We start from the raw sequence: 20746 nt of genomic DNA, 5'->3' as shown, positions 1-20746 counted from the left end.
ACAGTGGTTCGCGTAATCAGATTCGATCAGAAACAGAAAAACGAGTTTGAAAACATGACCACGGCGCGCCCAGTCAGGAGCACGCCGTGGTTTTTGCTTATTGGGTGGGCGGTTCTTTTGCGCCAGTCATGAAGGCTACAGCGTCTGACATTGTGTAGTCTTTGGGGTCGATCACACAGAGCCGTTTGCCCAGTCGGTGGACGTGAATTCGGTCTGCGACTTCAAACACGTGGGGCATGTTGTGGCTGATCAGGATGATCGGGATGCCGCGTGCACGCACGTCGAGGATTAGCTCTAGCACCCGTCGCGACTCCTTTACGCCGAGCGCGGCTGTAGGCTCATCCAGGATGATGACTTTTGAACCAAAGGCAGCCGCGCGTGCGACAGCGACCCCTTGGCGTTGGCCGCCAGATAGTGTCTCAACCGCTTGATTGATGTTTTGGATCGTCATTAGGCCAAGCTCAGAGAGCTTGTCACGCGCGATCTGTTCCATCCGGGGGCGATCAAGTTGGCGCAGCCACTTGCCGCGAAAGCCGGGTTTGCGCAATTCGCGTCCCATGAACATATTGTCGGCGATAGACAGGGCAGGGGACATCGCAAGGGTCTGATAGACGGTTTCGATCCCCTCTTTCCGGGCGTCATTTGGCGAGGAGAATTGGACTTTGCGCCCTTCTAGTTCGACTTCGCCTTCATCAGGGGTCACAGCCCCAGAAATTGCCTTGATCAGGGATGATTTACCCGCGCCGTTGTCACCAATGACCGCGAGGATCTCGCCGGGATACAGGTCAAAATCACAATGGTCGAGCGCGGTTACTTTGCCGTAACGCTTTACTAGCCCGCGCGCTTTGAGAATGGGTTCCATTACGCTGATACCTTTCTGATCCATTGGTCGACGGCAACCGCCGCGATGATGAGCACACCAATCAATAGGTAGGTCCATTGGGCGTCTGCTCCGGCTAGGCGTAGGCCGAGCGTAAAGACACCGACGATCAATGCACCAAATAGCGTCCCCAGGATTGATCCACGTCCGCCAAACAGAGAGATGCCCCCGATCACCACCGCAGTAATGGATTCGATGTTTGCCAGTTGACCAGAAGTCGGAGAAACCGAACCGATCCGGCCAATCAATGCCCATCCGGCAAACGCGCAAATCAGGCCTGACAGCATATAGACCGAAATGATGGTCCGCTTGACGTTCACACCAGATAGCTGCGCCGCATCTGGGTCATCCCCGACAGCATAAACGTGCCGCCCCCATGCTGTGTGTTTCAGCACATAGGCCAGCAACAGCATCAAGAGCACCATAAAGATGACTCCGACGGTCAGAACAGCGCCACCGACTTGGAACTTGGTTGCAAAGAACTGCAAGAGCGGGGCGTTGGTTTCGATGTCTTGGGCGCGGATGGTTTCATTCGCCGAATAGAGAAAGTTGCTCGCCAATACGATTTGCCACATTCCTAATGTGACAATGAACGGTGGCAGCTTCATCACCGCTACCAGCCAGCCATTTACGTAGCCGCAGATGACGCCGGTCAATAGGCCAATCATCACGGCGACTTCGACCGGGATCCCGTAACGGAATGTGAATTGTCCCATGACCACCGATGACAATACCATGATCGCACCAACAGACAGGTCGATCCCGGCTGTCAGAATAACAAGGCTTTGGGCTGCCGCTACGATGCCGACAATCTGAACTTGCTGAAGGATGAGCGTCAGCGCAAATGGTGAAAAGAACTTGGACCCTAGCAGCAGGCCAAAACCTATTACCGATGCAAGTAGTACGAACAGCGGTACCAGTGCTGGGTTTACGTGCAACACATGTTGAATGGTCGCAAGAAACCCTTTTCGTGTATCAGTGAATTCCGCGACGGTCTCAGCGCTTTTGGCTTTGGCCGCGGCCTCAAAATTGTCAGCATTACCCGACATGATGATGTCCCCCTTTTTTGATATTTAGCATAGATAAGCGAGGGCAAGCAGATGCTCACCCTCGCAAATTTAGCTCAGCGTTGGTTTAGCCCCAGCACAGGTCCGTACCTTCGGCGACCGAGATGCTTTCGACGCCATCAGCCGGCTGATCCGTGACCAGAGCAACCCCTGTGTCAAAGAAGTTCTTGCCCGGAGTATTTTCGGGTAGGGAACCATCGGCCGCATATGCCGCGATCGCTTCGATGCCTTTGGATGCCATCAACAGCGGGTATTGCTGCGATGTTGCGCCGATGACACCGTCAGCGACGTTCTGAACGCCTGGGCAGCCGCCATCGACCGACACGATCAATACGTCGTTTTCGCGGCCAAAGGATTTCAGCGCCTCATAGGCACCTGCGGCTGCGGGTTCGTTGATTGTGTAGACGACGTTGATCATTGGATCGACAGCAAGCAAGTTTTCCATCGCCTTGCGGCCGCCTTCTTCGTTGCCGGCGGTCACATCATTGCCAACGATCCGTGGATCTGTCTCGTCGCCCCATTTGTTCGGGTCGCCCAGATCAATACCGAAACCTTGCAAGAAACCTTGGTCGCGCAGAACGCCAACGGTTGGCTGGCTTACGGCAAGATCAAGCATCGCGATTTTGGCATTTGCGGCATCGTCACCCAGCGTAGCTGCTGCCCATTGGCCAACCAGTTCACCCGCGAGGAAGTTGTCAGTCGCAAAGGTCGCGTCAGCCGCGTCGATGGGGTCAAGCGGCGTATCCAGCGCGATAACCAGCAGGCCAGCATCGCGTGCTTGGGTCACAGCACCCACGATCGAAGACGTATCAGACGCCGTGATCAAAATACCTGACGCACCATCCGCGATGCATGTTTCAATCGCAGCAACCTGAGTTTCGTGGTCGCCATCCACTTTGCCTGCGTAGGAACGTAGCGTAATGCCAGCAGCCTCTGCGGCAGCTTCAGCACCTTCGCGCATTTTGACAAAGAATGGGTTTGTGTCGGTCTTGGTGATAAGGCAAGCAGATGTGCCGTGACCTTCGGCGAATGCGCCAGTTGCAGATGTGATCGCAGCAAGCGCCGTGCCAATAAGAAGTTTTTTCATCATTTCCTCCCAGAAACGCAATTTTTACAGGTGTACCCTCTCCTCCTCGCTTCGAGCGCGTCGAAGTGAATGCCCATAAACAACGCTATTCTGATCTGGCTGTCAATTAATTAGTTAACTTTATTTATTAAAAGAATTCATGTATTCCTTCCTGCGGGAGAGACGACTATGAAGACTGGGATGGAGCATAAAGTCATTAAATCGTTCAGTGCGGGCCTGAGTCAAAAGGGTGTACGCAACCACAATGAACGGCTTTTGCTTTCATTGCTTCAGCGTCATGGCGACCTACCCGGTAGCGATCTGGCGCGGTTGTCTTCACTTTCGCCTCCGACGGTTTCAGCCATCCTAAAGCGGCTGGAAAATGATGGCTTGCTTGTACGCGGAGAACCGACACGCGGAAAGGTCGGAAAGCCCTCTGTTCCCATGCGGTTATCACCTGACGGGGTTTTGTCCTATGGGCTCAAAATTGGACGTCGGTCTGCTGATCTATTGCTGATGGATTTTACCGGCAAAGTACGCGCGCAACGCCATATAAGCTATGCGTTCCCAACGCCAGAAGAGGTGTTCGGGTTTCTGTCGCAGAGTATGGAGCAAATCTCGGCGTCGCTCGCGCCAGAGATCGTCAAGCGTATCTGCGGCATCGGCGTTGCTGCTCCGTTTGAAATGTGGAACTGGGATGACCCGGTCGGAGAGACACCCCCATCGTTTTTGTCATGGAAAGACATCAACATTCCGCTGCAAATCTCGCGATTTAGCGATCTACCCGTATTATTGGTCAATGATGCGACTGCGGCCTGTCAGGCAGAGCATGTTTATGGACGCGGCAAGGATTTCACCGATTACGCCTATTTCTTTGTTGGCGCTTTTATCGGGGGCGGGATTGTCTTGAACCATTCTGTGGTTGCTGGCCGTCAGGGCAATGCAGGGGCTCTTGGGTCGCTGCGTAGCATTGGCCCTCATGGCGAGAGCAAACAGCTTGTTGATATGGCGTCGATCCATTTGCTTGAAACACGACTTGAAGAGGTCGAGCTGGACCCCGCTATGATTTGGCAGAACCCGCAGGACTGGTCCAAAATCATGCGCTATGTCGAACCTTGGCTGGGGCAAACCGCACAGGAACTGGCAAAGGCGAGCCTATCAACATGTGCCGTTATCGACTTTGAAGCCATTTTGATCGACGGGTCATTCCCCGAAGAAATCCGCGAAGAATTAGTTGAGCGTGTCCGCCGCTACATTGCGACACAAGATACGCGCGGGCTCATCCCACCTGCGATTGAGGCGGGATCAATTGGCGGGAATGCCCGCGCCTTGGGCGCTGCCAGCGGGCCGATTTTCTCGCAGTTTTTGCTGAATACCAACGCAGGTGTTTCGGTTCTGTAGTGGTCAGAGCATCTTGCACTGCTGCGCGATCAAATCCCGGACCCATTTGTGCATCGGTGAATTTCGAGTCCGTTTGGTCCAAACAAGCTGAATATCAATCGGTGACCCAACCGGGCAGGGCGTAACATGTAGGCGATTCCCGATTTCGCGTGACAGACGTTCGGGAACGGTTGCCACCAGATTTGTTCCGGCAATCAGGCTTTGAATACCCGCCGGGCTTGGCACTTTGATCGCGATAGACAGCCTGTGCCCTTCGTCCTCGAGAACCTGCATGTAACGCGATTTCCATTTACCGCCATAGGTGATGTAGATGTGATCCAAGGGCAGGTATTCCCATAGCGTAAGTGACTTATGTGCCATCGGATGTGCCGGATCCATCATGCAAACGTATTGATCATCATAAAGCTTACGCCCGTAGAAAGCTGCGCCCAGCTTTTGAAACGGTCCGATGAGCAAATCGGCTTCCATTCGAAGCAGTCTGTCATGGCCCAAATAGGATGAATCTACGATCTCGACCTTTAGATTGGGGGCTTGTTCGCGCAGGGCATGCACCACATGAGGGATGATCAGGACGCGCTCGTAGTAATTGCATGCGATTGTGATCGACCCGGCGCTAAGCTTGGGGTCAAAATCTTGCTCTGCGGTCAGTTCCGTAAACCGTTGCAGTAAATCAATCGCTTCTGTGACTGCTTCTTCGCAGCGCGGGGTCGCGATCAGGCTGCGCGCTTCGCGGGCGAACAGCGGATCGTTGAAAACCTGACGCAGTTTCTCGATCGTGTAGCTGACAACTGATTGATTAATATCCAGATCTTCGGCTGCACGTGTAAATGAATTGTTTCGGTAGACGCTGACTAAAATCTCAAGCGCGCGAAAATCAGTCGTGAAAGGATCAACTGGTTTGGTCATTGCATCTACTTTTTAGATTTCACTGATCTAGTCCATCGTATTGATTGATAGCGGTTCACAGGCTTGCATGTCAAAACCGCACCTAGGGAGGGGACGCGGTACGCAATAGGGGGGGACAGCGTGCTGGATTTGCCAATCAATGAGACGGTGACATTGGCCGATCTCACCAAAGATCCTTATCCAATTTATAAACAGATGCGTGCCGAAACCCCTGTGGTTCGTGTTGCCCAGACCAATCGGATTTTTGTCACAACGGCCGAGCACACAAAGTGGATCAAAGAAAACCCAGAGGTGTTCAGCTCTGATGATCCGATGACCCCGATGAAGCCCGCATTTCAGGCCCATACGCTGATGCGCAAAGACGGGGCAGAGCATCGTGCCGAACGCATGGCAATGCAGCCATCGTTTTCGCCCAAGGTCATCCGCTCCGACTGGGCCGCGCTCTATGAGGAAATCGCCGAACGATACGTATCCCAACTGCCACGGGGCGAAACTGTTGATCTGTTCTCGACGCTCTGCGGGCCGGTTGCTGCACGTATCCTTGCGCACATGCTGGGCCTAGAAGAAGCCACAGACGATGAAATGCAACGTTGGTCCCAGCGCTTGATCGATGGGGCGGGAAATTTTGGCCGGGACCCGAAACTGTTTGCAGCATCTGACGAAGCCAATGCGGAAATGAACGCATTGTTCGAAAGGATCATTCCCCGCCACAAGGCGGAGCCGAATAATTCGGCCTTTTCGGTGATGCTACGCGCCGCCAAGCCGATTCCGCTGAGCCAGATGTACGCCAATATCAAAATCGCAATTGGGGGCGGAATTAACGAACCGCGCGATGCCTTGGCCACGATTATTTACGGTTTGCTCACAAATCCTGACCAGCTTGAGCATGTTAAGAAAGAACAAGCATGGATGGATGCCTTTGAGGAAGGAATCCGTTGGGTTGCCCCTATTCAGGTTTCTGGGCGCCGGACGACCCAAGATGTGCAGATCGGGGATGTTTGGGTATCAAAGGGCGAAACGGTCATGACGATTCAGGCCTCTGCCAACCGGGACGAGGCAATATTTGACGATGGCGAACGCTTTGACGTGTTTCGCGATAAGCATCCGCATCAGTCGTTCGGCAGTGGTCCACATCATTGTGCGGGTGCCCAAATCGCACGCCGTACATTGGGCAATATCATGTTGCCGATGTTGTTTGATCGCTTTCCAAACATGCAGCTTCCTGATCCCGAGCAAGTTATCTGGAGCGGGTTCGGATTTCGCGGTCCACTTAATCTGCCGGTCTATCTCGACTAGTTGCGGCACAATAATGAAAGGGCAGAACATGGTGTCTATCACATTCATCCAACCCGACGGCGCGGCACAAACCGTGCAGGCAACCGAAGGTGACAGCGTCATGCAGACCGCGCTGAACAATAATATCGCGGGCATTTTTGCTGAATGCGGCGGGGCCATGATGTGCGCAACCTGCCACTGCTACGTCGAAGACGACTGGTCCGCGCAAACCGGCCCCAAAAGCGATGGCGAGGACGATATGCTTGAATGTGCCGAAACCGAAGTGACGGATGCGTCTCGGCTTACTTGCCAGATCAAAGTGACCCCCGATTTAGACGGGCTCGTCATCCGGTTGCCTGCGGAACTGTCCTAAGATGAAACGCGTTGTGATCGTTGGCGCTGGGCAGGGCGGCTTTCAAGCGGCAGCGAGCCTACGTCAAGAAGGGTTCTCTGGCGATATTACTCTGATCGGGGATGAGCCGGAAATCCCTTATCAGCGCCCACCGCTATCCAAAGCCTATCTCAAATCCGCAGAGACGCCGTCGCTATCCTTGCGGCCTTCACAGTTTTACCAAGACAATGCCATTGCGTTGCGGCTTGGCAGTTGGGTGCGCGCGATAGATCGTGCCAATGCCCGTGTTGAGATCAACGGAGAACATATCGCCTACGACCACCTGATCCTAGCTACGGGTTCGCGCAATCTTCGCCCGCCGATTCCTGGCGTCCAAAACACTATTGGTCTGCGCAATCTGGCCGACGCAAAGGCGCTCAAGGTACGTATGCGTCCCGGCATGCGCATTGGGATCATCGGAGGTGGCTTTATCGGCCTAGAATTCGCCGCTGTCGCCCGCGCGATGGGGTGTGAAGTGACCGTCGCCGAGGCTGCGCCACGTCTGATGGCGCGCGCTGTTTCTACACAGATGTCGGCGCTTTTTGCGCAAAAGCATCGTGATCTTGGTGTCGAAATCCTGTTGGGTGATGGCGCCGTTGAGATTGATAAAACTGGGTTCACACTCTCTTCTGGTCAGAGGGTAGAATGTGATCTTATCCTGCTTGCGGCTGGCGTGGTTCCAAATACAGAATTGGCCAGCTTGGTCGGCCTTGATGTGGATAACGGCATATGTGTCGATGAACATCTGTTAACAGCCGACCCCACGATATCAGCGCTGGGCGATTGCGCTTCTTTTCCTGATCCCCTGACGGGCCGGTTGATCCGTCTCGAAAGCGTACAGGCCGCAACAGATCATGCGCGTTTGATTGCAAAACGTATTACGCAAGGTCATGCAGACCCCTACCGCGCTGTCCCGTGGTTCTGGTCGGATCAGGCCGACTGGAAACTGCAAATTGCAGGATTGGCAGATCCGTCCGATGCCGCTGTGCAAGTGAATGATAGCTGTATCATTCGGTTGCAGGGTCACCGTGTGACCGCCGTCGAAACCATCAACAATGCCAAGGCGCATATGAAGGCGCGTAAACTTATGTCGTCGGGCGAGATGCTCTGGCTGGCAGATTTTTCCGTTGGTCACGCAGAGGTGCAGGGCCAATATGATAAGCAAAATGCATGACTAACATGCTTTAGACCGGCTGGAGGAGAGCCGGACAAAACCCAGGGAGGAACCTATGAAACACAAACTAAATCGAAGAGCCGTGCTGGCTGGCGCGGGGGCTGCGCTTGCGACGCCCGCGCTTTTGTCACGTGTACATGCAGCAGAAGTCACGTTGCGCCTGCATTCCATGCTACCTGCGCCAGCACCTATGAACGCGCAGTTCTTTGTACCGTGGGCCGATGAAATCCGCGAGGCATCTGCCGGCGCAATCGATATTCAATTGTTCCCATCGATGCAGTTGGGCGGCAAGCCCCCGCAGCTACCTGATCAGGTGCGTCAGGGCATATGTGATATCACCTGGACCTTGCCGGTTTATACTCCGGACAGGTTCCCAATTGCCGAAACCCTAGCGCTGCCATTTATGGTGACAAACGCCGAAAAGACCTCTGTCGTAATGCACACCTTGATGGAGGAGTTTGGCCAAGAGGACTACGCAGGTATCAAGACGCTGGCCTTCCATACCCATGACGGTGGCAAACTTCATACACGCGATGGTTTGATCCAGTCTGCTGATGATCTTCAGGGATTGAAGCTGCGTGCGCCCAATCAGGCCACGGGTAAGATGCTTGAGATGCTTGGCGCTGAAACTGTTTTCTTCCCAGTGACCGAAATGGTCGTTGGGCTTTCGAATGGGGTGATTGACGGTTGCTGCCTACCTTATGAGATCGTCCCAGCATTCAAGCTGCAAGAACTTACCGGGTTTACTTCAGCGCCAGCGCCTGCTGCGCGCGGGCTTTATGCGAACACATTTGCAATGCTGATGAATCAGGCTGCCTATGAGAATCTTTCCGATGATCTGCGTGGTGTGATTGACGCGCATTCGGGCGCGGCGCTGTCCCAGCGGATCGGGCGCCAGTTCGACGAATTTGAAGCCCGCGGAAAGGCGGCTGTAGAAGCCCAAGGCAACACGATCGGCGAAATCGACGCCGCCGAAATCGCGCGCTGGCGCGAAATTGCAGAGCCTGTCCACGCAGAGTGGATCGAAAAGCTCAACGGCATGGGGCACGACGGCGCGGCGGTTCTTGCGCGCGCAAACGAACTGCTAGACGCAGGCTAAGCAAGTGCTGACCGGGACCGCGTGAGGTTCCGGTCAGCATGCGAATGTGAATGGCAGAGGCCAAGATCACATTCAAATTCTCTTATGTCAGATTTCTACTAATTTAAGAATTCCCATGTTTTTATTGGGTTATTCGAAGAGTCTTCGCCGCTCGTATGATGTTCATCGACACTGGCTACGGAACACCTCGTGGCTCCTTTTGCCTCCAGTTTCTGTTGCGAAATCGTGTCGTTTCACCTTGCTGCTCAGGATTGTGCTACTTTCTGTAGCAATACGTGTATTTTTCGTGCACAAGCATGGTTGAGAAACCAAGCATTTGGTGAAAATATAACAGGATGCATTTATGTGATGCATTTTTTAAACGTATGTGGGAGTAGGTGGAGAAAATTCACCTTACCGGTAAACGGTCTGACAGGATAAATGTGAAACTACTTTGGCGTGTACATATCGCTAAGTTCAAATTTGAATATGTGTGGAATAGCTTATCCGTGAATAGAACTGCCATCAAAGCGACGTGCCCCCAGCGCAATGAAAGCGACTGTAATGGGTACCAAGCCATGCAGCGTCAAATGTGTTGCATAAGTGATGATTCAGCGGTTCCTACCGTGGTGAGGTGAGGTCTGCATGTTTCATTATGTCCAGACCCCAGAGATTTCTCGTGCCCCAAGCGCTCTTTTGCTGCAGGGGCCAGTAGGCCCGTTCTTTCACGAACTCCAGTTAGGGCTGCAAAGCCGTGGTGTCGCTGTTCGCCGTGTTTTGTTTAACGCTGGTGATCGTGCGTTTGCCGACGCCAAGAACTGTCTGCACTTCGCCGGATCTCTTGATGAATGGGGCCTTTGGCTTCATCGTGAATTAGAGCGTGACCGCCCAGATTTTATTGTGCTGTTTGGGGCGATGCGCCCAATCCACCGGATCGCTAAAGAAATTGCAGTGACGCACCATGTGCGGGTGGTTTGTCTTGAAGAGGGATATTTGCGTTCCGGCTATATCACCTGTGAGGATGGGGGAAACAATAGTGCATCTCCTCTGTGCACATGGGCGCCGGACGAAAACTGTGAACGGCCTGTTCCTGAAGCCGCCAAGATCAATGCCTCACAATTTCCGCTGAGATTGCTTTCGACAATCTACTATTTGCAGCGCGATTTCCGCTCTGAGCCTGACGAAGAACTGCTGTTCCATCGTAGACGCGAGGGTGTCGTTCAGCTTAGCTGGTCGTGGGCGAAACATTTGGTAACACGCGCCTTTGCGCGCTATGAAGCCTTTACAAAGATCAAACGGCTGAAGACCTCGCTCAGTGGAAAATACATCCTTGTGCCACTTCAAACGCCGGGCGATAGTCAGTTGAGATTTGCGGCCCGTGGTTGGTCGAACGAGAAGCTGATCAAACGAACCTTGCGGGCACTCAAAGAAAGCGGCAGCGACGAGCTTGCCGTATTCAAGATGCATCCACTTGATCGCAAAGTTGCGCGAACACGAGCCTATGTTCTGCGGACGGCAGAAAAGCTGGGGATGCTTGATCGCGTGATGATTATCAACGCAGGGGCCATTGGTGAAATCACGCATCATGCTGCCGGGGTCGTTTTGATTAACTCCACGTCCGCCTTCTCTGCGCTTCATCACCGTGTGCCAATTTTGGTTCTCGGTGACGCGATATACAGGCATGATGACCTCGTCACTATTGGCGATACGACGTCTGATATCCGTCAATTCATGGCTCAGCGTAGGGTGAAATGCAAAGATACCATTGAAATGTTTATCCGCGCTGTAAGAGTTCAGGCATTGTTGCCCGGGGACTTTTATAATGCCAAAGGGCGCAAAGTTGCTGTAGATGAGATATCGGATAAGCTTGTCAAAAGCCTATCGATTGAGAAGATAGAGACAGGAACTTTTTGATGCCGTTGCTTTTCGTCGCCTTATCTGGCGTCCGCCGAATGGCTCTTTGCGCCGTAGCAGTCATTTTGTCGGCCTGCGCTGCGCTGCCGGCTTTCGGTCCTTCGTCGGACGATATTGTTGCAGCTGCGCGCCACGAAGTCGATGCAGGTGAAACGGTAACACCCTTTCGATTGGTGAATGTGTCCACGACAACATTGCCGACTTTCCGTCATCGTGGTGGGGGATTTCCGAACCAGTTTCGCGCCCAAGGGTACCTGACTGACCATGAACGCATTTCGGTTTCAGATGTGTTGGAGCTACGGATCTGGGAGACTGCAAATGACGGGCTTTTTGCAGCCTCGGGGCAGCGCGAAACCGTTTTGTCATTCCAAGTGTCCAACGCAGGTACGATCGAGGTTCCTTACGCTGGGCGCATTCATGTGGCCGGGTTGACCACCGCTGGTGTGCGTCGTGTATTGCTCGAAAAATACCAAGGTCAGGCGATTGATCCCGAAATCAATGTGCGCATAGCAGAAACATCTGCACGTACGGTGACGATATTGGGTGATCTGCGGTCCTCTGGTCGCGCGGATATTCCTGCGAACGGGATCAAGCTCTTAGCTTTACTTGCGCAGATGGGTGGGGTGGCGCATCCAACTTGGGAGACCGAAATCACAGTTTCCCGTGGCGCCCACTCTGGGCGCATTTGGATGGATTTACTTTCGGGTCACTCTGCAAACAACATCGTCATCCTGCCTGGTGATACCGTACAAGTGACGCATCGCCCGCGGCGTTACGCGGTTTACGGCGCGGTTGCACGCACTGGGAATACCAATCTGAACATTGATCACCCGTCGTTGTCTGATTTGCTGGCAGAGGTTGGTGGACTGAATGACATGCAAGCGGAACCGCATTCGGTGTTTGTGTTCCGGCGCGCACAGATTGCTGGCGAATTACCCGTTGCCTATCGGGTTGATTTTGCGCGTGCGGACGCATTTTTGCTGGCCGATCAGTTCAAGCTGGATGACAGTGATATTGTCTATGTCGCAACGGCTGACGCAAGCGAGTTCCGCAAGTTTATTTCGACTCTGCTGTCTCCCGTTGTCAACAGCGCAAATAGTGTTCAAGGGTTGGGGCTTTAGATGGCTGATCCGGTTCAAATTGTGCGTGACCTGTCTGATGCTGATTTAGCTCTGAATACAGTGGTGCAAAAATCGCTCCGGACAGAAGCGCGCGCCCTTTTGGCGCTGGCCGATAACCCGCCCGAGAGCATGCATGCCGCTGTTGAAATGATCTATTCCGCAACCGGACCAGTTGTGGTCGCCGGCGTGGGCAAGAGCGGTCATATCGGGCGCAAAATCGCATCTACATTTCGGTCGCTGGGGCGGCAATCTGTGTTCCTGCACGCAGCAGAGGCAAGTCATGGCGATCTAGGGATCATTCATGACGACAGCGTTGTGCTTGTCCTTTCAAATTCAGGTGAGACTACTGAATTGGGCGACATGCTCACATATTGTCGTGAATATAAAATCCCGGTTATTGGGATTACGGCGACGAATGATAGCACCCTTGGTAAAGCCAGTGATATTGTGATCGCGCACGGTCGCGTCGAAGAGGCTTGTGTTAACGGCCTTGCTCCAACAACATCGACAACAATTGCGCTGGCGATTGGCGACGCGATCGCAGTTGGGGTGAGCCATCTTTCAAAGACGCAGCCGCAAGATTTTCGGCGTTACCACCCCGGCGGCAAGCTGGGTGCACGACTGTTGACCGTGGGCGACCTTATGCATCACGGCGACGCTCTGCCTATCGTTGATCCCGATCTGCCGATGCAAGAAGTGGTCATCACCATGTCTGAGAAGGGATTTGGGGCCGCGATCGTTTGCAATGCTGATGGTACGATTAAAGGCCTGATTACTGACGGTGATATGCGTCGAAATGTATCGCGGCTTTGGGCATCCTGCGCCCGAGACATTATTGCGGGCAAGCCAAAAACAATGACTGCTGATGAGCCAGCCTCTTCTGCGCTGCAATTCATGAGCAGTAAGTCGATCACGGCTGTTGTGATTGTCGATGAGGCAGACCGTCTATGTGGTCTCTTGCATATTCATGACTGCCTACGCGCAGGCGTAGAGGAATAAGGCCGCTATCGCCAGTTCGGCGTTTGGTACGAAAAGCTGGTAGATGATGAAGCATTTCTTAGTCGATACGAGGCATGGTTCGGTATGATCAAAGTACCACGCTTTGTGTTTGGGCCAGTACGGTGCATCAAAAAGGCAGGCCAGTGGGTTCGCCTGGTGACAATGCGCATTTGCGTTCGGAACAATAACGTATTGTCGGCGTCATTAGATCTATGTGACAATCCTATGGTCCGACATATCTTAGGGGAACGTCCGGGCTATTCGATTGGAATTCTCGGATCCAACGCCGACAAATTCGTCGGATGGGGTCGGAAATGGTCTGGGCGGCGCGCTGTTGAGATTGCACAGTCACATGGGGCTAAATTCCTTCTGCTCGAAGATGGATTTCTTCGATCAGTCGGACGGCAGGACCGGTCACTATCGGTTGTTATCGACGATATGGGGGTGCACTATGATGCCTCTAAACTTTCGCGGTTAGAGCAACTCATTTCATCTGACATCACCCCAGTTCAAGCGGATCGTGCACGTAAAATCATGCAGCTTTGGCGTGAAGGGCGAGTCTCAAAATACAATGCTGCCCCAGAACTTTCGCGTGAACTGCCTAAAAAATACGTGCTGGTGATTGATCAGGTTCGCGGCGATATGTCGATCAATTATGGCGCCGCAAGTGCGGAGAGCTTCGAGCGAATGCTCGCCCGTGCGCAAGAGGACAATCCGAATTCTGATATCGTGGTAAAGCTGCATCCCGACGTTTATACCAATGCCGCCAAGAGCCATTTTGATCCGGTCAAGTTGGGTAAAATGGAACGCGTGCACGTGGTCGCCGAGAATTGCCATCCCATCTCATTGATCGAAGGGGCGCAATCCATCTATGCGGTAACTTCTCAGGTTGGGTTTGAGGCGTTGATCTGGGGCAAGCCAGTTCACGTGTTTGGTATGCCATTCTACGCCGGCTGGGGGTTGACGCAGGATGATCAGATCGCGCCAGATCGACGCGGCCGGGCGAGCCTTGAACAACTGGTTCACGCAGCTTTGGTAGCATATCCAGAATATGTCGATCCATCGTCTAAAGCATCATGGGAGCCCGAGCAGGCCATTGCACATGTGGCAGAGCAAAGGCGTTTGCGTCTTGGGTTGCCGGAGGAAATCACGGCTGTTGGTTTCTCAATTTGGAAGCGCGGCTTTATTCCCAAGTTTCTGGCTGGCTCAGATGTGAGTTTCGCGAAACATGCAAAGCCTAATGCAAATGTCGCGATCTGGGGGCGAACAGATGCACCGGATTCGGCCGCATCGGTTCTGCGGATTGAGGATGGTTTTCTGCGCTCGGCTGGGCTTGGTGCGGATTTGATTCCACCTATGTCGCTCGTCGTTGATCGGTGTGGAATCTACTACGATGCGACAGGCCCATCTGATCTGGAAAACATGCTCAACCTTATTCAGTTGAACACGGATCAGCAGGCGCGGGCGGGTCGATTGCGCGAGCTGATCGTTGAATCCGGGATTAGCAAATACAATACGGGCGATCAAAATTGGCGACGTCCCGACACGACAAAGCCCGTTATCTTGGTCGTTGGACAGGTTGAATCTGACGCTTCACTGGCCTTTGGTTCGCCAAAGGTAAAGACGGACATCGCATTACTACAGCAAACGCGCGCGCAAGAGCCTGACGCTTACATCGTCTATAAACCGCATCCAGATGTTTTGGCCGGACTGCGCGATCTGGGACGTAATATTGATGAGGCGTCGGCCTATTGCGATGAAATCCTACGCGACAATGTCGCGCCCGATCATTTGCTAGGGCAGATTGACGCCCTGCACACGATGACATCGCTCATGGGGTTTGAGGCGCTGTTGCGTGAAATTCCAGTAACTTGTCACGGTATTCCATTTTACGCGGGTTGGGGCCTGACGACTGACATGCTGCTGTGCGATCGTCGCAAACGAAAGCTATCACTCCAAGAGCTGATTTACGGTGCCCTGATTGCGTACCCCCGGTATTTTGATTTTGATGCGAACTGCTTTGTCGGTCCCGAACGTGCGTTGGAAATACTGGCAAAACAGCGTGAAAATCAGTCGGATGCGAACTGGTATCGCAAGTTGCGTAGATTGCTTATAGTATCGGTGCTTAAGTTAAGAGGCGCGAAGAAATGACTGATGCAACGCCGGCGGAAACACCTCAAAAGGTTGTTTCTCTGGGCCGTACGGAAAAACAAATGTCCCAATCAGCACGTTTGCAACGGAAACGACGCAATAAGCTGTGGGCGTCTTTCGTAATGTTGGTTTTGATCCCAATCGGTTTGGTGACCTATTATTACACAGCGGTTGCGACCGACAGATATGCAGCGCGGGCCGGTTTTTCTATTCGGGGTATCGAAGTAAACGGTGGTCTGGACGGGTTGGGCGCGCTCACCGGCTTGGCCAGTTCAGGTTCCACGACAGCCGATACATATGTTGTACTTGATTACCTCGAAAGCCGTCGCTTGCTCGAAGATGTCGACGCGCGCTTGAACCTGCGCGAGGTCTTTTCTGATCCGGACATTGATTTCCTCAGTCGCCTTCCTGCGGACGCTCCGATCGAGGACTTCGTCGAATTTTGGAACCGCCGCATTCATACCCAATCTGACCCGACCTCTGGGATTATTGAGTTCGAAGTACAATCAGTAAGCCCAGAACATGCGCAACAAATCGGCGCGGCAGTATTGGAACTGACCCAAGCGCTCGTAAATGAGCTTTCGGCATCTGCGCGCCAAGACGCGCTTAGCTTTGCGCGCGAAGAAGTGGCCTTGCAAGAAACACGTCTGCGCGAGTCATTGGAGCGGATCAGGGAATTCCGCAATTCTGAAAAATCTGTTGACCCCACAGCGAGTGCGGCTCTGGAAATTCAGCTTTTGTCAGAGTTGGAGTCGCGGTTGATCGACATCAATGCGCGTATTGCTGCGCAGCGTGAATCCCTGGATGAAAATGCGCCGAGCCTTGTGGCATTGCGGCGCCAGGCCGAGGCATTGTCAGAACAGATTGACGCGCGGCGTCTCGAAATCGGTGGTGCCCTCATCGACGAGACAGGCGCATCAGGTGTGAGCGAACAGCTCGCGGCATTTGAAACGCTAGATGTCGAACGGCGGCTTGCGGAACAATCCTATGCGTCGGCGTTGAATTCACTTGAGCAGGCACGCCGCGATGCGGATCGGCAGCAACGCTATCTTGCTGTCCACGTAAGGCCACAAACACCGGAAAAATCCGAATACCCTAGACGAGAACGCAACATCTTCCTCGCGAGCTTTATGCTGTTCGCGATTTGGGGCATTGGCACGCTGCTGACCTATTCAGTGAGGGATCACCTGACGTGAGGCAGATGAACACAGCCGAACTGCTGACTCTGCAGCTTCGGGTCATTCTTAGCCTTGTTTTGCGCGAAACCCGCGCGACCTTTGGGACGTCATCATTTGGCTATGCCTGGGCGGTCATTACCCCGACTGCCAGCGTTGCAGTCTTGGTGATTTTGTTTTCACTGATTGGGCGTCACGCGCCGTTCGGGTCAAGTTTGGCGCTCTTCTTTGCGACGGGGATTCTGACGCTTCAGTTTTTTACTGAAATCTCCGGAAAATTGATGACGGTCTTTGATGCAAACAGGGCTCTACTGACCTATCCGATTATCAAAGATGTCGACACCATTCTGGCGCGCACATTGCTTATCTCGGCGACATATTTTGTGATCATGCTGATTTTTTATTCGTGTTTGATCTTGGTCGGGATGGCAGAGCTGCCCGTGCATCCCGAGCATTTAGTCATGGTGTTCTGTGCAACGGCGTATTTAGGTTTGGGATATGGCACCGTGAACGCCGTGATTGCGTCGTTATGGGATACATGGATGCAAATTGAAAAGGTTCTGACGCGGCCCTTGTTCTTTATCTCGGGCATTTTCTATGTGCCGAGCCAACTGCCCCAAACGGCCCAGACGGTCCTGCAGTGGAACCCAGTGTTACATTTGGTCGAATGGTTCCGGTATGGTTTCTATTCTAACTACAACTCAAGCATCTTGAATGTGTACTATCCTTTGATCGTTGCCACTATCTTGTTTCTGTTTGGCCTCGCTGGCGAACGGCTTTTCCGTCGGTCGAGGTTCTAATCATGCTGGCATTTGATCGGGTCTCAAAAGTTTATAAGCTCAAGGGCGTAAAAAAGGTTATCTTGGACGAGATGACTTTTCAGTTTCCAGAAAACCGGAATGTCGCGATTATGGGCAAGAATGGCGCGGGTAAATCCACGATGATGCGCCTAATGGCTGGGTCCGAGCCGCCAACCACGGGTCATGTCTATCGCAGTTTGCGCGTGTCTTGGCCGCTAGGGTTCGCGGGTGGCTTTAACGGCAGCATGACAGGTATCGAAAACATCAGGTTTGTTTCGCGGATCTATGGTCAGGATACTGAGCGGGTGATCGACTATGTGAAAGATTTCGCTGAGTTGGGGCCATCTATTCGGTTGCCGATCAAAACCTATTCAAATGGTATGAAGGCGCGCCTTGCGTTTGGCCTGAGCATGGCGATCAATTTCAACGTCTATCTCATCGACGAAATCACAGCCGTGGGCGACCAAACATTTCGCAAGAAAAGTAACGCGGTTTTTCAGGAAAAGTTGAAGAGCAGTCAGATTATTATGGTGTCGCACTCACAGAATACGATCCGCGAATACTGCGATTGCGGATTGCTTTTGGATAAGGGGCGCGTGACATTTTACGATGACGTGGGCGACCTGCTGAAGGCTTACAAATCGCTTTAGCGGGGCGCCGGGTCTGCGGCAAAAACCGTTCCTTCAAATAGCTTGCGTGCGGTGCGTAGTGTGCCAGCACTGATGATGTCACCAGCGTCGTTGGTTTGGATCAGCACTTCTGCAGCACCTGTTGGGTGTTCAATGACAAAGCTGTCCCCTTTGGGGGGTTGCGCAACCTCGGCGGCAGGTGATCCGGGTAATGTGCAGGCGGTTCCGACACTAACAGCCGCAAACACGCCGATGGTTGCGTGGCAGCGATGCGGGATAAAGCTGCGCGTCATAATGGTTCCGCCGCTTTGCGGTGCCGCGACCAAAACCATCTTGGGCACTGATTTTTGCGCGACATCACCAAGGTTCATCAGCGGGCCACATTTGAGGCGAACGCCCTCGACCCGCGCTTTGAGCTCCGCGTTCGCGTCAAGTTCTTCTCGGGTTTCGTAGCCGGTGATCCCAAAATCAGTCGCGCGCATGACAACGCTTGGCATTCCATTATCGATCAAGGTGCAGGCCACCCCGTCGATTTCATCCACAGCATTCCCAGTGGGAAGCAAATCGCCACACATTGTGCCCGCCAGACTGTCGAACATCAAAGGGACGGGTGCGTGCGTGCCTGGCACCCCGTCGATGCGTGCATCACCAGAATAGTTTACGCGCGCGTTTGGCGTTTGCACCCGTGCTGTCGCGAGCTCACCAGTGTTGAGCATGTGAATACGCACCAATGTTTCGCCGTCATTGGCTGCCACCAACCCGCGTTCAATCGCTGCGGGGCCAACGGCGGCCAGGATATTGCCGCAGGCTTGGGCGTCGGTGACAACCGCCTGATCCACAAAGACTTGCAAGAACAGATAGTCGACATCGGCATCCGCCCGTGAGGGGGGCGAAATGACCGCGACCTTTGAGGTGAGCGGGTCAGCGCCACCAATTCCGTCGATTTGTTGCGGATTGGGTGACCCCATGATCCGCAGCAATAATGCATCGCGCTCGGCTGGGTCTGCGGGCAAGTCTGAAGCGAGAATGACCGCCCCTTTTGAGGTGCCGCCCCGCATCATGAGGCATGGGATGCCATCAGACATATTTCAGCCCCTTCTTTGCTAGGCGGGGACGCATGTCATAAATATCTAAGCCTAGCTCGCCTGCGGCCAAACGCACGCGCTTGGCCTCTTCGGCGTTGAGCCGTTTTTGGGCGTTCACCAGTACCGTTTCAGCCTCTGCCTCTTTCACGACAACAACGCCGTCGTCATCAGCAACGATAACGTCGCCTGCTTCGATTGCTTGGCCAGCGCAGACAATGGGGACGTTAACAGAGCCAAGCGTTTCCTTGACCGTACCTTGGGCGCTGACGGCTTTGGACCATACGGGAAATCCCATTTGCGTCAGGTCGCGCACATCACGCACGCCCGCATCAATGATCAGCCCTTTGCAGCCACGTGCCATTGCAGAGGTCGCCAGCAAATCGCCAAAATACCCGTTGTCGCATGGCGATGTCGGCGCGAGGACAAGGATATCACCGTCCTGCAATTGCTCAATCGCGACATGAAGCATCCAGTTATCGCCGGGCGCTGCACTAATTGTTACGGCAGAGCCTGCAATCTGCGCGCCGCCGTAGATCGGGTTCATATAGGAGGCAAGGCACCCTTTGCGGCCCTGTGCCTCGTGAACGGTTGCGACGCCTGCTTCACCCAGTTTCTTGATGGTTTCAGGGTCAGCGCGTTTCACGTTTTGAACAACTACAGACATGGGGTTTCCTTATTTCTTAACCGGCGGCGTGCCGTGGGTGTGGAAGCTTTCGATGGTTTTCAGTCCCCAAGCCTGACCTTTCATGCGGTCGGCTTGCGTCCATTTGATTGGCTTCCAATCGGGTGCCATGATCAGGCGTGCGCCCGCATTCGCCAATTCCACGCGGTTCCCCGCAGGTTCCCAGACGTACAGAAAGAACGTCCCTTGAATGGCGTGTTTGTGCGGACCGGTTTCGATGTGAACACCGTTTTGCAAAAAGATGTCAGCCGCACGCAGGATGTCCTCGCGTTGGTCCGTGGCATAGGTCACGTGGTGTAGTCGCGCGTTACCGCCACCTTGTTCTTCGGTGCAAGCCAGATCGTAGGTCTTGTTGTTGACCGTAAACCAACAGCCGCCGATCCGCCCGTTATCAAGCTCAATATACTCCGTGACGCGCGAACCCAGACAGGTTTCCATGAACCGCTTGAATTCAGTCACATCACTGGAAAGCAGGTTTAGGTGGTCAATTCGGCGCGGTGCGGCGCCTTCGAATGCGGAGGCAGTGTTTTTCAGTGCAGCAACATCATCGCCTTGGGCTTCGAACCAAACTGTGTCGTAGTAAATTTCGAATACATGGCCAAAGGGGTCTTCGAAACGGAAGGCGCGCCCGTGGCTAAGATCGCCATCGTTCCAGCCGTGGACCTTGTAACCGCTTTCCTCAATCACCTTAACGCGTTGCTCTAACGCTTCGGGTGATGCAGCCCGATAGCCGATATGCCCAACGCCAGTGGTGTCCGCCTTGGTCAGTTTGAGCGTGCAGAATTCATAATCATCCCATGCCCGAAGATATGCCGATGTTTCGTCCTGCCCAGAGAGCTTGAGGCCATAAACGCGTGTGAAGAAATCAAGGCTCTCTTCGAATTTGTCGGTCAGCATTTCGACGTGACCCAAGTGGGCCAAATCGAATGATGGGTTTGTTGCGTTTGTCATG

19 protein-coding genes are annotated in these 20746 nt (G+C 53.6%); 12 read left to right on the top strand and 7 right to left on the bottom strand.

Annotated elements, in window-relative coordinates; all coding sequences use genetic code 11:
- Positions 1-97: 97 nt before the first annotated feature.
- The 3 genes from TW80_RS01050 to TW80_RS01040 all read right to left on the bottom strand — a co-directional run bounded on the left by TW80_RS01050 (position 98) and on the right by TW80_RS01040 (position 3034).
- Positions 98-862 carry an ATP-binding cassette domain-containing protein gene (locus tag TW80_RS01050; RefSeq protein WP_045995494.1) on the bottom strand — a complete coding sequence of 255 codons (765 nt, stop codon included), beginning with the start codon at positions 860-862 and terminating at the stop codon, positions 98-100.
- A complete protein-coding gene (locus tag TW80_RS01045) occupies positions 862-1929 on the bottom strand; it encodes an ABC transporter permease (RefSeq protein WP_045995493.1) in 1068 nt (355 codons plus the stop codon). The genes TW80_RS01050 and TW80_RS01045 overlap by 1 nt, the downstream gene beginning before the upstream one ends.
- An 85-nt stretch (positions 1930-2014) precedes the next feature.
- Entirely contained in the window at positions 2015-3034 is a 1020-nt protein-coding gene (locus TW80_RS01040; RefSeq protein ID WP_045995492.1) for a sugar ABC transporter substrate-binding protein, read from the bottom strand.
- 180 nt (positions 3035-3214) lie between these two features.
- Between TW80_RS01040 and TW80_RS01035 the strand changes: the two genes are divergently transcribed.
- Positions 3215-4414, top strand: coding sequence for an ROK family transcriptional regulator (locus tag TW80_RS01035; RefSeq protein ID WP_045995491.1), 1200 nt, complete (start codon positions 3215-3217; stop codon positions 4412-4414).
- Positions 4415-4417: 3 nt separating this feature from the next.
- On the opposite strand, the gene TW80_RS01030 is transcribed toward TW80_RS01035, so the two are convergent.
- Positions 4418-5320, bottom strand: coding sequence for a LysR family transcriptional regulator (locus TW80_RS01030; protein WP_045995490.1), 903 nt, complete (start codon positions 5318-5320; stop codon positions 4418-4420).
- A 120-nt stretch (positions 5321-5440) separates the two neighbouring features.
- Here TW80_RS01030 and TW80_RS01025 point away from each other — a divergent pair, with 120 nt between their 5' ends.
- The 11 genes from TW80_RS01025 (at position 5441) to TW80_RS00975 (ending at position 18048) form a co-directional block, all read left to right on the top strand.
- Positions 5441-6616, top strand: coding sequence for a cytochrome P450 (locus TW80_RS01025; RefSeq protein ID WP_084625691.1), 1176 nt, complete (start codon positions 5441-5443; stop codon positions 6614-6616).
- 28 nt (positions 6617-6644) lie between these two features.
- Positions 6645-6968: a 2Fe-2S iron-sulfur cluster-binding protein gene (locus TW80_RS01020; RefSeq protein WP_045995489.1), complete on the top strand. Its 324-nt coding sequence runs from the start codon at positions 6645-6647 to the stop codon at positions 6966-6968.
- A gap of 1 nt (position 6969) precedes the next feature.
- Complete coding sequence (locus tag TW80_RS01015; protein ID WP_045995488.1) at positions 6970-8160, top strand: NAD(P)/FAD-dependent oxidoreductase; 1191 nt, start codon at positions 6970-6972, stop codon at positions 8158-8160.
- 55 nt (positions 8161-8215) lie between these two features.
- The gene (locus TW80_RS01010) at positions 8216-9259 is read left to right on the top strand and encodes a TRAP transporter substrate-binding protein (protein ID WP_052700854.1); all 1044 of its coding nucleotides are present in this window, start codon (positions 8216-8218) and stop codon (positions 9257-9259) included.
- A 624-nt stretch (positions 9260-9883) separates the two neighbouring features.
- Entirely contained in the window at positions 9884-11152 is a 1269-nt protein-coding gene (locus TW80_RS01005) for a capsular polysaccharide export protein, LipB/KpsS family (protein WP_045995486.1), read from the top strand.
- Positions 11152-12273 carry a polysaccharide biosynthesis/export family protein gene (locus TW80_RS01000; RefSeq protein ID WP_045995485.1) on the top strand — a complete coding sequence of 374 codons (1122 nt, stop codon included), beginning with the start codon at positions 11152-11154 and terminating at the stop codon, positions 12271-12273. The genes TW80_RS01005 and TW80_RS01000 overlap by 1 nt, the downstream gene beginning before the upstream one ends.
- Complete coding sequence (locus TW80_RS00995) at positions 12274-13272, top strand: KpsF/GutQ family sugar-phosphate isomerase (RefSeq protein WP_052700853.1); 999 nt, start codon at positions 12274-12276, stop codon at positions 13270-13272.
- A gap of 225 nt (positions 13273-13497) precedes the next feature.
- A complete protein-coding gene (locus tag TW80_RS00990) occupies positions 13498-15423 on the top strand; it encodes a capsular polysaccharide biosynthesis protein (RefSeq protein WP_045995531.1) in 1926 nt (641 codons plus the stop codon).
- Positions 15420-16619, top strand: a complete 1200-nt coding sequence (locus tag TW80_RS00985) for a hypothetical protein (RefSeq protein ID WP_052700851.1) — start codon at positions 15420-15422, stop codon at positions 16617-16619. The genes TW80_RS00990 and TW80_RS00985 overlap by 4 nt, the downstream gene beginning before the upstream one ends.
- A gap of 5 nt (positions 16620-16624) precedes the next feature.
- Positions 16625-17398: an ABC transporter permease gene (locus tag TW80_RS00980; protein WP_045995484.1), complete on the top strand. Its 774-nt coding sequence runs from the start codon at positions 16625-16627 to the stop codon at positions 17396-17398.
- Positions 17399-17400: 2 nt separating this feature from the next.
- Positions 17401-18048 (top strand): ABC transporter ATP-binding protein, encoded by a 648-nt coding sequence (locus tag TW80_RS00975; protein WP_045995483.1) that lies wholly within the window; start codon positions 17401-17403, stop codon positions 18046-18048.
- On the opposite strand, the gene TW80_RS00970 is transcribed toward TW80_RS00975, so the two are convergent.
- From TW80_RS00970 to TW80_RS00960, 3 genes are read right to left on the bottom strand one after another with little or no spacing between them, the layout of a single operon-like run.
- Positions 18045-19112 carry a 4-oxalomesaconate tautomerase gene (locus tag TW80_RS00970; RefSeq protein ID WP_045995482.1) on the bottom strand — a complete coding sequence of 356 codons (1068 nt, stop codon included), beginning with the start codon at positions 19110-19112 and terminating at the stop codon, positions 18045-18047. The genes TW80_RS00975 and TW80_RS00970 overlap by 4 nt on opposite strands.
- Positions 19105-19776, bottom strand: a complete 672-nt coding sequence (locus TW80_RS00965; RefSeq protein ID WP_045995481.1) for a 4-carboxy-4-hydroxy-2-oxoadipate aldolase/oxaloacetate decarboxylase — start codon at positions 19774-19776, stop codon at positions 19105-19107. Before TW80_RS00965 ends, TW80_RS00970 begins: the two co-directional genes overlap by 8 nt.
- Positions 19777-19785: 9 nt before the next feature.
- Positions 19786-20745, bottom strand: coding sequence for a VOC family protein (locus TW80_RS00960; protein WP_045995480.1), 960 nt, complete (start codon positions 20743-20745; stop codon positions 19786-19788).
- Position 20746 lies beyond the last annotated feature (1 nt).

The sequence above is a fragment of the Loktanella sp. S4079 genome (genome assembly GCF_000967725.1).
Lineage (GTDB): Bacteria > Pseudomonadota > Alphaproteobacteria > Rhodobacterales > Rhodobacteraceae > Yoonia.
This window is presented reverse-complemented; position numbering and strand designations above follow the sequence as displayed.

Bases quoted from the DNA above. Each gene is read 5' to 3' on its own strand.
- TW80_RS01035 (WP_045995491.1), top strand. From the start codon at position 3,215: ATGGAGCATAAAGTCATTAAATCGTTCAGTGCGGGCCTGAGTCAAAAG.
- TW80_RS00975 (WP_045995483.1), top strand. From the start codon at position 17,401: ATGCTGGCATTTGATCGGGTCTCAAAAGTTTATAAGCTCAAGGGCGTA.
- TW80_RS00960 (WP_045995480.1), bottom strand. From the start codon at position 20,745: ATGACAAACGCAACAAACCCATCATTCGATTTGGCCCACTTGGGTCAC.
- TW80_RS01020 (WP_045995489.1), top strand. From the start codon at position 6,645: ATGGTGTCTATCACATTCATCCAACCCGACGGCGCGGCACAAACCGTG.
- TW80_RS01000 (WP_045995485.1), top strand. From the start codon at position 11,152: ATGCCGTTGCTTTTCGTCGCCTTATCTGGCGTCCGCCGAATGGCTCTT.
- TW80_RS00970 (WP_045995482.1), bottom strand. From the start codon at position 19,112: ATGTCTGATGGCATCCCATGCCTCATGATGCGGGGCGGCACCTCAAAA.
- TW80_RS01015 (WP_045995488.1), top strand. From the start codon at position 6,970: ATGAAACGCGTTGTGATCGTTGGCGCTGGGCAGGGCGGCTTTCAAGCG.
- TW80_RS01005 (WP_045995486.1), top strand. From the start codon at position 9,884: ATGTTTCATTATGTCCAGACCCCAGAGATTTCTCGTGCCCCAAGCGCT.
- TW80_RS01010 (WP_052700854.1), top strand. From the start codon at position 8,216: ATGAAACACAAACTAAATCGAAGAGCCGTGCTGGCTGGCGCGGGGGCT.
- TW80_RS00990 (WP_045995531.1), top strand. From the start codon at position 13,498: ATGGTCCGACATATCTTAGGGGAACGTCCGGGCTATTCGATTGGAATT.
- TW80_RS00995 (WP_052700853.1), top strand. From the start codon at position 12,274: ATGGCTGATCCGGTTCAAATTGTGCGTGACCTGTCTGATGCTGATTTA.
- TW80_RS01050 (WP_045995494.1), bottom strand. From the start codon at position 862: ATGGAACCCATTCTCAAAGCGCGCGGGCTAGTAAAGCGTTACGGCAAA.
- TW80_RS00965 (WP_045995481.1), bottom strand. From the start codon at position 19,776: ATGTCTGTAGTTGTTCAAAACGTGAAACGCGCTGACCCTGAAACCATC.
- TW80_RS01040 (WP_045995492.1), bottom strand. From the start codon at position 3,034: ATGAAAAAACTTCTTATTGGCACGGCGCTTGCTGCGATCACATCTGCA.
- TW80_RS00980 (WP_045995484.1), top strand. From the start codon at position 16,625: ATGAACACAGCCGAACTGCTGACTCTGCAGCTTCGGGTCATTCTTAGC.
- TW80_RS00985 (WP_052700851.1), top strand. From the start codon at position 15,420: ATGACTGATGCAACGCCGGCGGAAACACCTCAAAAGGTTGTTTCTCTG.
- TW80_RS01030 (WP_045995490.1), bottom strand. From the start codon at position 5,320: ATGACCAAACCAGTTGATCCTTTCACGACTGATTTTCGCGCGCTTGAG.
- TW80_RS01045 (WP_045995493.1), bottom strand. From the start codon at position 1,929: ATGTCGGGTAATGCTGACAATTTTGAGGCCGCGGCCAAAGCCAAAAGC.